The sequence below is a fragment of the Micromonospora sp. 15K316 genome (genome assembly GCF_004348525.1).
Lineage (GTDB): Bacteria > Actinomycetota > Actinomycetes > Mycobacteriales > Micromonosporaceae > Micromonospora.
The window spans coordinates 1-12,056 of the sequence record NZ_SMKG01000008.1 but is presented as its reverse complement, the minus strand read 5'-3'; the positions used below and the strand labels follow the sequence as shown (position 1 = coordinate 12,056).

The 12,056-nt window shown below is 73.4% G+C and carries 5 protein-coding genes; 3 read left to right on the top strand and 2 right to left on the bottom strand.

Translation table 11 applies throughout. The annotated features are described in order from the left end of the window. Positions 1-16: 16 nt before the first annotated feature. Both E1211_RS03740 and E1211_RS03735 read left to right on the top strand, forming a co-directional pair. On the top strand, positions 17-4,450 hold the full coding sequence (locus E1211_RS03740) for a S8 family serine peptidase (RefSeq protein ID WP_132345397.1): 4,434 nt from the start codon (positions 17-19) through the stop codon (positions 4,448-4,450). Positions 4,451-4,716: 266 nt separating this feature from the next. After that, a complete protein-coding gene (locus E1211_RS03735; protein WP_132345395.1) occupies positions 4,717-7,563 on the top strand; it encodes an NB-ARC domain-containing protein in 2,847 nt (948 codons plus the stop codon). A gap of 312 nt (positions 7,564-7,875) precedes the next feature. Here E1211_RS03735 and E1211_RS03730 read toward each other — a convergent pair whose 3' ends face one another. Next, entirely contained in the window at positions 7,876-8,418 is a 543-nt protein-coding gene (locus E1211_RS03730) for a phospholipase (protein WP_132345393.1), read from the bottom strand. 180 nt (positions 8,419-8,598) lie between these two features. After that, a complete protein-coding gene (locus E1211_RS03725) occupies positions 8,599-10,257 on the bottom strand; it encodes a glycoside hydrolase family 10 protein (protein WP_132345391.1) in 1,659 nt (552 codons plus the stop codon). Positions 10,258-10,558: 301 nt separating this feature from the next. On the opposite strand from E1211_RS03725, the gene E1211_RS03720 reads away from it, so the two are divergent. Continuing rightward, the coding region (locus E1211_RS03720; RefSeq protein ID WP_243709326.1) for an amino acid permease at positions 10,559-12,056 on the top strand (1,498 nt) is incomplete at its 3' end.

Here is a 12,056-nt window from a genome sequence, read left to right as displayed (position 1 = left end):
GGTCGGGAGGTGCCCGATGAGCGCGTCCCGAGCCGCCCGGCGCGCACGCTGGTCCCAGCTCGTCGGCCTGGTCGCGGCGCTCGGCCTGGTGGCCGGGCTGACCACCGTGGCCGACGGGCGCGGCCAGCCGGCGGCGGCCGCCCCGGAGAAGATCCAGCCGGAGCTGCGGGCGAGCATGAGGACGGTGCCGGCGCAGCCCTTCTGGGTACGCCTGGACGCCCGCGCCGACCTCTCCGCGGCGTCGGCCGTCAAGGACTGGAACGCGCGCGGCGCGGCGGTCGTCGACGCGCTGCGGAAGACTGCCGAGAAGAGCCAGGCGGACGTCGTCCGCCGGCTGGAGGCGGAGGGCGTCGAGTACCACACCTTCTACGCCTCCAACACCGTCTACGTCGCCCGGGGAACCCTCGACCTGGCCGAGGCGCTCGCCGAGGAGACCGAGGTCAGCGCGATCCAGGCGCACCGCACGTACGAGCTGCCGGAGCCGTTGAAGGCGCAGCAGGTTGCCGACGTCGACGCGGTGGAGTGGGGCGTGCACGCGATCGGCGCCGACCGGGTGTGGGCGGACGGCACGCGCGGCGAGGGCATCGTCGTGGGCAGCATCGACAGCGGTGTGCAGTTCGACCACCCCGCCCTGGTGACGTCGTACCGGGGCAACATGGGCGAGGCGGGCTTCTCGCACGACTACAACTGGTACGACCCGGCCCAGGTCTGCGGCTCGCCGTCGCTCGCGCCGTGCGACAACAACCAGCACGGTACGCACACGATGGGCACGATGGTCGGCGACGGCGGTCCCGGCAACCACATCGGTGTCGCGCCCGGCGCCCGCTGGATCACGGCGAAGGGTTGCGAGGAGCGGAGCTGCTCGGACTTCGCGCTGCTCGCCTCCGCGGAGTGGATGCTGGCGCCGACGGACCTGGCCGGTATGAACCCGCGACCGGACCTGCGGCCGCACATCGTGAACAACTCGTGGGGCAGCGACAACGGCTCGGCCAGTGACCCGTGGTTCGCCGACGTCGTCGCCGGCTGGCGGGCCGCCGGCATCTTCCCGATGTTCTCCAACGGCAACGCCGGCGAGAATGGCTGCGACACCTCGGGCACCCCCGGGGACTACACGTCCACGTACAGCGCGGGCGCGTTCGACGTCAACGGCAAGATCGGCTACTTCTCCAGCCGTGGTCCGGGCGCGGGCGGCATCACCAAGCCGAACATCGCCGCCCCGGGCGTGGACGTGCGCTCCAGCGTTCCGGGCGGCGGCTACGGCGTACTCAGTGGCACCTCGATGGCGAGCCCGCACGTGGCCGGCGCGATCGCCCTGCTCTGGTCGGCGGCGCCGAACCTCATCGGTGACATCGACGAGACGACGGCCGTGTTCGACCAGGTCGCGGTCGACGTCAACGACACCAGCTGCGGCGGCACGCCGACCGACAACAACGTCTGGGGCCAGGGCAAGCTGGACGCCTACGCCGCGATCGCGGAGGCCCCGCGCGGCGAGACCGGCCGGTTGACCGGCAGGGTCACCGACGCGACGACCGGCGAGCCGATCAGCGGCGCCGAGGTGAGGATCAACGGCCCGATCCACCGTACGGTCACCACCGGCGCCGACGGCGGTTACGCCGCGACGCTCTCGGTCGGCGAGTACGCCGTCACCGCCGCCGCCTTCGGCTACGGAGACGGCACCGCGTCGGCGACCGTCACCGCCGACGCCACCGCCACCCGGGACGTCCGGCTCCAGCGCAGCGCCGAGGTCAAGGTCAGCGGGACGGTCACCGACGACTCCGGACACGGCTGGCCGCTGTACGCGCGGATCAGCGCACCCGGCCTGCCGGTCGGACCGTGGTTCACGAACCCGAGGACGGGCCGCTACGACCTGGCCCTGCCGGCCGACTCGACGTACCACCTGATCGTCACCCCGCTCTACCCGGGCTACCGGACCAGCGCGGTCGACGTGCCGGTCGGCGCGGGGAGCGTGGTGCAGGACGTCCGGGCGCGGATCGACGAGACGTCGTGCCTGGCCCCCGGCTACGCGTACCCGCTGCGGGCGGACTTCGAGGGGTGGACGGACCCGGCCGAGCGGGCCGGCTGGACGGTCGAGGACAACCTCGGCGGGGCACCCGCCTGGCAGTTCGACACCCCCGGTGGTCTGGACAACGTGACCGGCGGCAGCGGCGGCTTCGCCACCGCGAACTCCTGGCACAACGACCTCGCGGCGGAGGACACCTACCTCGTCTCGCCGGTGGTCGACCTGTCGGGGCAGAGCGCACCGCAGCTCGCGTTCAAGACGCTCTACCTGGGCGAGGGCGGGACCGCGCGGGCGGGCATCGACCTGAGCGTGGACGGCGGCTCGACCTGGAGCACCGTGTGGCAGCGGGGCGCCGAGAACGCCGGCGGGCCGGTGACCGTGGCGCTGCCGCAGGCCGCCGGTCAGGCGCGGACCCGGCTGCGGTTCCACTACGCCGGCAGCGGCATCGCCCTCTGGCAGGTGGACGACGTCACCGTCGGAGCGTGTGGCCCGGTCCCCGGCGGTCTGGTCACCGGTGTGGTGCGCGACGACAACACCGGTGACCCCGTCGACGGCGCGAAGCTGGTCGACAAGGCGAGCCGGAGCGAGCTCGCGGTCAGCGCCGCGACGCCGCTCGACCCGAACCTGCCGGACGGCTTCTACTCGCTGTTCACCTCGCAGGCGAGGCCGACGTTGACGGTCAGCTACCCCCGGTACGCCACAGGTGAGGCACGCATCGGCGTGCCGCCGGACCGGGTCACCACGAAGGACTGGCGGCTGGGCGCCGGGCATCTGAAGGTCGGCGGAGAGCGCCTCGACCTCACCACGCGGCTCGGGAAGTCGGCCAGCCGTACCCTCACCCTCACCAACGACGGCACCAGTCCGGTGCACGTCAAGCTGGGCGAGCAGGTCGTCATCCCCACCGGCCCGGCCGGCGAACGGGTCGCCGAGCAGCCCGGCGCGCCGCTGCGGCGCGTCAAGGTGGATCCGCCGAGGACGGGGCCGTTGCGGAAGGCGCCGGCGGGCCAGCCGGTCCAGCCGGCCGAGCCGGCCGTCCAGGAGGAGGCGACTCCGGCGGTGGGGCCGTGGACCCGGATCGCCAACTACCCGACCCGGATCCTGTACAACGCCGCGGGCTACCACGCGGGCAAGCTCTACTCCGTGGGTGGCAGCACCACCGCGTTCCTGGAGGGCATGACCCGCGCCGGGTACGTCTACGACCCGGTGAGTCTCGCGTGGAGCCCGATCGCCGACTCCCCGGAGGCGGTCGCGAACGGCGCCGCCGTCTTCCTCGACGACAGGATGTACCTCGTCGGCGGCACCAGCATGCAGGGCACGGTGCTCAGGACGGTGTACGTCTACGATCCCGCCCACGACTCCTGGGGACGGGCGGCCGACCTGCCGCAGCCCGTCAGCGACGCCGCGATCGCGGCGCTCGACGGGCGGCTCTACGTCGTCGGGGGCTGCGGGGAGTCCTGTCCGGCGCAGGCCGCGACGGTCTACCGGTACGACCCGAGTCAGGACTCGTGGACTCGCCTCGCCGACTACCCGGTCGGGGTGAACGCCCCCGGCTGCGCCGGAGTCGCCGGACGGGTGGTCTGCGCCGGTGGGTATGACGGTGACAACGTGGTCGCGTCCACCTTCCTGTTCGATCCGGCCACCGGTGCCTGGACCCGGGGCGCGGACGCGCCGTACGCCGTCTTCACCATGGGCGCCAGCGGTGCCTACGACAAGTTGCAGCTCTTCAGCGGCTTGCAGAACGGCTCCGTGCTGACCAACGAGGCGATCGAGTACGACCCGGTCTCGGACACCTGGGACCACCTGCCCAACGTGAACCTCCCGACCTCCGACGCCGCCACTGCCTGCGGTGTCTACCGGGTCGGTGGCTCGGTGGGCCTGTGGAACCCGCAGCTCAGCGCCGAGATGCTGCCCGGGTACGACTACTGCGGCGGTACGGCGGACGTGCCGTGGCTCTCGGTGGACAAGCGGGAGTTCGACGTGGCGCCGGGCCGGTCGGTCCGGGTGACCGTGCGGGTCGACGGCGGCGAGGTCACCCAGCCGGGTGAGCTGTCCGCGCGGCTGGTCGTGCTCACCGACGCGCCGTACCCGGCGAGCGACGTCGCGGTCACCGGGCACGTCGAGGCGCCGCCGAACTGGGCGACGTTGCGGGGCACGGTGACCGACGCCGGCACCGGACGCCCGGTGGCCGGCGCGACGGTGACGGTCTGCGGCGAGCACCGGGCCGCTCCGGCCGATCGTCCGGGCCGGCAGGACTGCGGGCCGGTCAGCTACACGGCCGTGACCGGCGCCGACGGCCGGTACGAGCTGCGGCTGGCGAAGCACCAGCAGGTCCTGGTCACCGTGGCCGCGCCGGGATTCCGGGCGGCGTCGACGGTGACGACGATCCGGGGGGCGAAGAACACCCTGAACGTCGCCCTGCGTACCGGCTGAGGATCGCCACACCGGGGTCGGCCCCCGTCGGAACCGGTCACCCGGTCTCCGGCGGGGGCCGGCCCCCGCCGCGTCCGTGCGGCCCGCCCGCCGCGTGCCGCCGGGGCCCGGGGTCCCGTCGGCCCCCCGCCGGGCGGAGGGCCGACCTTGCCCCGGGCGAGGCCGAGTGGCACCTTGAGTCCGAGCCCGGCCGGGCCGTTCTCACGATGCGTGATCGCTCGGCTTCGGGCAGCATGAAGCCGACGTCACGGGCGGAGGTTCGACGCATGGCGGAACGGATCCAGCTCCCGACCGGGTGGGTGACCTTCGTGTTCACCGACATCGAGGGCTCGACCCGGCTCGCCCAGCTGCTCGGCCCGGACTACCGCCCGGTGCTGCGCGAGCACCGCCGGCTGCTGCGCCGGACACTGGCGGGGACCGGCGGCGCGGAGCTGTTGACCGAGGGCGACTCGTTCTTCCTGGCGTTCGCGGACGCGACCGCCGCGTTGACCGCCTGCCTCACCGCCCAGCGCGCCCTGACCAGCCACGACTGGCCCACTCCGGAGGCCGCGCCGCGGGTGCGGATGGGCCTGCACACCGGCTACGCCGAGCCGCGCGACGGCGAGTACGCGAGCCCCGAGGTGCACCGGGCGGCCCGGATCGCCGCGGCCGCGCACGGCGGGCAGGTGCTCTGTTCGGCGTCGACCGCCCGGCGCGCCGACCCGCTGCCCGCCGGCGCCTCCCTGCTCGACCTCGGCCTGCACCGGCTGCGCGGCTTCGACGACCGGGAACGCCTCTTCCAGCTGGTCGCCCCCGGTCTGGAGCGGCAGTTCCCGCGCCCGCGGACCGCCGACGCGGTGGCGCACAACCTGCCGACCCAGGTCACCTCGTTCGTGGGCCGCGAGCCGGAGCGGGCCGAGCTGCGCCGGCTGGTGCAGGAGCACCGCCTGGTCACCGTGCTCGGCGCGGGTGGCGCGGGGAAGACCCGGCTCGCGGTCGAGCTGGCCGCCGGCGTCGTCGAGGCGTACCCGGACGGCGTCTGGTTCGTCGACATCGCCGCGGTGACCGACCCGGGCCTGGTGGCGTTCGAGATCGCCGCCGTGCTCGGGCTGCGTCCGGAGCCGGGCCGCCCGATGGTGGACAGCCTGGTGGAGTACGCCGCCGCCCGCCGGATGCTGGTGCTGCTGGACACCTGCGACGCCCAGCCCGCCGCGTCCGCGGAGGTGATCTCGCGGCTGCTCGCCGGTGGGCGCGGGGTGCGGGTGCTGGCCACCAGCCGCGAGTCGTTCGGGCTCCCCGGTGAGGTGGTGTGGCGGATCCCGCCGCTCTCGGTCGAACCCCGGATCGACGGGGCGGAGAGCGACGCGGTGGCGCTGCTGCTGGACCGGACGGCTGCGGCGCGCGGTGGCCGCTCACCGGAGCAGGCGGAGTCGGCCGACCTGCGTCGGGTGGTGCAGCGGCTGGACGGGTTGCCGCTCGCCATCGAACTCGCCGCCGCCCGGCTGCGGGTGCTCTCGGTCGGCCAGCTCGCCGAGCGCCTCGACGACGTGCTCGGCACCCTCGACGCGGGCCGGGAGGACCGGGAGCCGCCAGCGGTGGACCGGGGGTGGATGGGCAACCAGCAGGACACCGTGGACCTGGTGGCCGCCGCGGCCGGGGCGTCCCCGCCGACCCCGGCGACCCGAGCCGTGCAGCGCTCGGCGACCGAGCGGCACCTGACCATGCAGGCCACCGTCACGTGGTCGTACCGGACGCTCGGCCCCCGCGCCGCCCGGCTGCTGCGGTGGCTGGCCGTCTTCACCGGCCCGGTGGACCTGGCGACCGTGGAGTGGCTGCTCGGCGACGACCCGCTCGATCCGCTCTCCGTGCTGGTCGACAAGTCGATGGTGCTGGCCGAGCCGCACGCCTCGGGGTGCACCTACCGGATGCTCGACCCGATCCGGGCGTACGCGGCGCGACGGCTCGCCGAGGCGGGCGAGGAGCAGGCGGCCCGGGACCGGCACGTGGCCTGGTCGGCGCACGCCCTGGAGCAGGCGCACCTGGGCCCGGACGCCCGACCGGTCACGCTCTCCCTCTACGCGCTCGACCCGCTCGCCGGTGAGCTGCGGGCGGCGCTGCGCTGGTGCGCCACCGGCGGCAGCGCGGCGGCCGGACTGCGGCTCGCGGGGGGCCTCGACCAGTGGTGGCGGGAGCGCGGGCTGGCTCGGGAGGGGCGGCTCTGGCTGTTCCGGCTCTACGGGCGGATCGCCGAGACCGGTGAGCGGATTCCCGAGGCCGAGCTGGCCGCCGCGTACCACATGCACTCCCTGCACGCCGGTGCGGACGGTGAGTTCGCCGAGGAGCTGCGGTACTCGCAGCGGGCCGAGGCGGCCGCGCGGCAGGCCGGCGACGCCGGGCTGCTGGCCCGGGTACTGGCCGGTCGGGCCGCCCCGCTCGTCGACATGGGACAGCTCGCCGAGGCGGAGCGGGTCTGCCGGGAGGTCATCGACTGGGCGCAGAGCCAGGACGTGCTCGGTGACGCGCTGCTCGCCGTCTACAGCCTGGCCGAGCTGCTCTGGCGGCGCGGCGCCCTCGACGAGGCGGCGGAGCTGCTCGGGGCGGCCCGCCCGGTGGAGGCGGCCCGCCCGCTGGAGCGTGGCCGGCGTTCGGTGGACATGCTGCTCGGCATGGTCGCGCTGGCCCGTGGCGACCTGATCGCGGCGCACGAGCACCTGCTGGTCGCGCTCCGGTCGAGGATGAGCCACGGCTTCCACGGCCGGGCCTGCGACACGTTGAACGCGGTTGCGGTGCGCTGTGCGGCCGGGGGTGATCTGGTCGTCGCCGCCCGGCTCTTCGGTGCCGCCCAGGCGACCGGTGCCGACCTGCGCTGCGCGTCCGGCATCTACGCCGGGTACTGGGCCGAGCAGCAGGCCGGGCTCCGCGAGCGGCTGGGCGACGCGGCCTTCGACGACGCGTACGGCGAGGGGGCCGAGCTGAGCCTGGAGGAGGCGGCGGCGCTGGCGCTCGACGTGGAGCATCCCGACCTGGCGGCCGACTCGACCCGGTTCAGCGCGACGCCGGTCCGCCCCGCGCCGCGCCAGGCCGCCGCCCCCGAGCCGGACCGCCGCCCGGCCGGCCGGAGCGAACGGGCCTGAGCGCCGAGTCAGGCCGCCCGCTGTGACGGCGACCGACAGAACTCCGGCGCGTCCGGCGGGGTCGGGGCGTCCGGCGGGGCCGGCGCGTCCGGCGTCCGGCGGCTCGCGTCGAGGCGGCAACTTCCGGGACGTTGCTGCCTCCGCCGCTGCGGAGGCAGCAGTTTCGGGGAAGTTGCGCCGTTCTTGCTGCCTCCCCCACGGCGTTCCTGCGGCGTCCCCACGGCGTCCCTGCGGCGGGTCCGTGCCGCCGGGTCTGCCGACGGCACGGACGCTCGCCTACGGTGTGCCGGTGATCCCGGCGGGTGGGTCGCGTCAGGCGCGCAGGCCGGCGCGGCGCTCGGCGTCGGCCTTCATCCTGGCGGCCCGGTCGATGTCGGCCGGGTCCACGGCGGCGGGGGAGCCGAAGATGCTGACCGCCTGGTAGTAGGTCCAGGCCAGGCTGAGGCAGGCCGGCCGGACGACCGTGTTGTAGGTGGCGCAGACCCGCTTCAGATCGGAGTAGAAGGCGTTGTCCAGACGGGACTTGTTGGCCGGGAACTGGCCCATCGCCTTGTAGTTGCGGTAGCCGAAGTCGTGCCGGTAGCAGGAGAGCTCGAAGCTGAACCCGAGCGGGTTGTCCGGGCTGGACGAGCAGTAGTCGGTGGACCAGTCGAAGGCGTACTCGGCCCAGGGGGCCTTGTTCAGCCGGGCCGAGTTCCAGGAGTTGTAGCTGGTGGCGCTGGTCTGCGTCCAGCTGGAGAGGACGGAGAGCTTCTGCGCCGGGGTGACGGCGGCGCTGGCGGGGGCGGCGACTCCCAGCGCGACGAGCAGCGCGAGCGCGCCCGAGGCGAGGAGGGTGACGAGTCGTCTGGGCACTGGTACCTCCGCGGGGGTGTGCGGGTGCGACGGATGTTACCGGTGGGTCACCGGGTGCCGATCAGTGTCGATCAATGGATGGACGCGGATATTGCATCGGCCCCGACTATTGGTGACATCCGTCGAAACAGACCAATGCCCCGGGCGCTCGGTGACGCCCGGGGCATTCGGCAGTCGCGGTCAGCGCAGCACGAAGGCAGGCGGGCTCGCCGGGCTCTCGTTCGCCAGCCGGTCGAGGGCGGTCAGGTAGTAGGTGTACCGCTTGCCGGGCTGGGCTGTGCCGTCCACCCAGGACTGGTTGCCGTCGCCGGTGGCCCGGACGGTGTCCAGCAGGTGCGCGGCGTCGGCGAGGTCGCATCCGCTCGCTGCCCGCACCCCGTCGAACCGGTAGATCGCGTACGAGGTGGCCGTGCCGAACGGGCCGACCCCGTCGGCGGGCTGCCGCCAGGTCAGCCGGACCCCGCCGTCCTGCCGGACCGACCGGGTGACCACCGGCATCAGCAGCGGCTTCGACGGCAGGTGCGACATGGTCGGGATCAGCGCCGGGCGGGAGTAGTGTTCGGCCGCGTAGATGTCGGTGGCCCCGAGCCGGTTCGCCCGCACCTGTACGGCCGAGAAGTGCACGTTCCCCTGGACCTCGGGGTGGGACCGGTTGAGCGTCAGGTGGTCCGAGAGTTCGCGCGGGTTCATCCAGAACTGCCCGTACGCCGGGTCGCCGCTCTTGTAGTCGGCCTGCCCGATGTAGAGCTGCACCCGGGTGCCGCGGACGGTCTCCGCCCACCACGGCACCAGTCGCGCGTAGTCCGCGGCCGGGTACTGGCCGATGTACCAGTAGAGCTGCGGCACGACGTAGTCGATCCACTCCTGCTTGACCCACTTGCGGGTGTCGGCGGAGATGATGTCGTACGACTGGCTGCCGGTGGTGTCCGAGCCGAGCGGGTCGGCGGAGGCGTTGCGCCAGATGCCGAAGGGGCTGACCCCGAACTTCACCCAGGGCTTGACCGCCTTGATCTTGGCGTTCATCTCCTGGATCAGCAGGTTGATGTTGTTCCGCCGCCAGTCCGCCTGGTCGGTGAAGCCCCGGTTGTACGCCGCGAACGTGTCGTCGTCGGGCACCTGGTGGGTGCCGCTCGGGTACGGGTAGAAGTAGTCGTCGAAGTGCACGCCGTCGATGTCGTAGCGCTCGACCGCGTCCATCATCGCGGTCTGGACGAACTCGCGGACCTCGGGCACGCCCGGGTCGTAGTAGAGCCGGCTGCCGGCCACCCCGGCGGGCGGGTAGGCGAACGTCCAGTCCGGGTGCTGGCGCGCGGGGTGGCCGGGGGCGAGCTTGTCGAGGTCGGCCCCGGCGCCGCCGGGGGCCGGCATGGAGACCCGGTACGGGTTGAACCAGGCGTGGAACTCGAGGTTGCGCTTGTGCGACTCGGCGACCAGGAAGGCGAGCGGATCCCAGCCCGGGTCCTGCCCCCGGACGCCGGTCAGGTACTCCGACCAGGGCTCGTACGGCGACGGCCAGAAGGCGTCGGCGGTGGGTCGGACCTGGACGACTACGGCGTTGTGGTTCAGCCGCTCGGCGAGGTCGAGCCACTCCAGGTACTCGGCCTGCTGCCGGGCGATCTGGTCGGGAGCGGTCTGGGAGGCCTTGCTGGGCCAGTCGATGTTGGTGACGGAGGCGATCCACATCGCCCGGAACTGCCGCTTGGGCGTGGCCGGATCGGTGTCGCAGTTGACGGTGGTGGTGCTCGCCGCGTCGGGCGCGGCGGTCGCGGGGGCGCCGGCGACGAGCGCGCCGAGCAGGGCCGCGGCCAGCCCGGCGGCGCCGAGCCGAGTTGCCTTCATGGGTGTGTCCCTTCGTTGGGGCTCCCGTGCGGGTGTTCGTCGCGGCGACCTCGGCAACATCCGCCGTCGGCTAAATGCCGCTGGTAGGAAATTTTCATATCGACGCACGTCCGCGCAAGTGCCTGCCCCGATCTGCCCGTACGTCCCCTCCGCGATCGCCGCGGCCTGATCGTCCTGTTCCGGCGGCGGCCGGCCCGGGAGACCGCCGGTCGACGTCCGAAGCGTGGTGATTGACGGTGATGCGGGGTGGGTAGCAACGGCGGTCACCGGCCGCCACGCGGGTGGTCGGACGGTGGGAGGGGTGAGCGCGGTGTCCGTGCTGCGTACGAAACCGATCAAGGACGTGCTCGCGCAGAGCGACGCGGACGGCACCGACGGCCGGCCCGGGCTGAAGCGGCGTCTCGGCGCGCTCGACCTCGCCGGCTTCGGCATCGGCATCGTGATCGGCACCGGCATCTTCACGCTCACCGGCATCGAGGCGCGGGACAGCGCCGGGCCCGGCGTGGTCATCTCCTTCGCCATCGCCGGCGTGGTCGCCCTGCTCGCCGCCTTCTGCTACGCCGAGCTCGCCTCCAGCGTCCCGACCGCCGGCAGCGCCTACACCTACGCGTACGCCACCATGGGCGAGATCGTCGCCTGGATCATCGGCTGGGACCTGCTGCTGGAGTTCGCCCTCGGCGCGGCCGTGGTGGCCCGGGGCTGGTCCGGCTACCTCGCCGAGCTCTTCGACCTCCCCACCACCTGGTTCGGTGAGGAGGGGAGCGTCGTCAACCTCGGCGCGATCGCCGTGGTGCTGGTCCTCGGCGTGATCGGCATCGTCGGCATCCGGGAGTCCGCCCGGGTGACAAACCTGCTGGTCGTCGTCAAAGTGGCGATCTGCGTCTTCGTGGTGGTCGCCGGTCTCTTCTTCGTCAAGGCCGCGAACCTGACCCCGTTCATCCCGCCGGCCGAGCCGGCCGCCGACGGGGAGGGCGGCATCAAGCAGCCGGTCACCCAGGCCATCTTCGGCCTGGAGCCGTCGGTCTTCGGGTTCGTCGGGGTGCTCAGCGCGGCGGCGGTGGTCTTCTTCGCCTACACCGGCTTCGAGGCGGTGGCCAACCTCGGCGAGGAGACCCGCAAGCCGCGCCGGGACCTGCCGCTGGGGCTGCTCGGCACGCTGCTGATCTCGACAGTGCTCTACATCGGCGTCTCGCTGGTCGTCGTCGGCATGGTGCCGTACAGCGAGATCGACCGGGGCGCCCCGATCGCCTCGGCCTTCGAATCGGTCGGGGCCGGCTGGGCGGCCACCCTCGTCTCGATCGCCGCGATCGCCGGTCTGACCAGCGTGATCCTGGTCGACCTGGTGGCCATGGGCCGGATCGGCTTCGCCATCTCCCGGGACGGGCTGATCCCGCCGTCGATCGCCAAGGTGCACCCGCGCTGGGGCACCCCGTACCGGATCTCGGCGATCATGACGGTCGGGGTGGCGCTGCTCGCCGGCTTCCTGCCCCTCTCCGCGCTGGCCGACCTGGTGAGCATCGGCGCGCTCTGCGCGTTCGTGCTCGTCTCGGTGGCGGTGCCGATCCTGCGCCGGACCCGTCCGGAGCTGGAGCGGCCGTTCCGGGTGCCCTTCTCACCGGTGCTGCCGATCGTCTCCGCGCTCGCCTGCTTCTACCTGATGCTCAACCTCTCGGTCGAGACCTGGCTGCGCTTCCTGGCCTGGATGCTGCTCGGCGCGCTCATCTACTTCGGCTACGGCTACCGGAAGAACCGGCTGGCCCGCCGCGAGGCGAGCCCCGTCCCCCAGCCCCGTTCCGCCA

Coding starts and splice junctions, on each gene's coding strand:
- E1211_RS03735 (WP_132345395.1), top strand. CDS start 4,717: ATGGCGGAACGGATCCAGCTCCCGACCGGGTGGGTGACCTTCGTGTTC.
- E1211_RS03725 (WP_132345391.1), bottom strand. CDS start 10,257: ATGAAGGCAACTCGGCTCGGCGCCGCCGGGCTGGCCGCGGCCCTGCTC.
- E1211_RS03740 (WP_132345397.1), top strand. CDS start 17: ATGAGCGCGTCCCGAGCCGCCCGGCGCGCACGCTGGTCCCAGCTCGTC.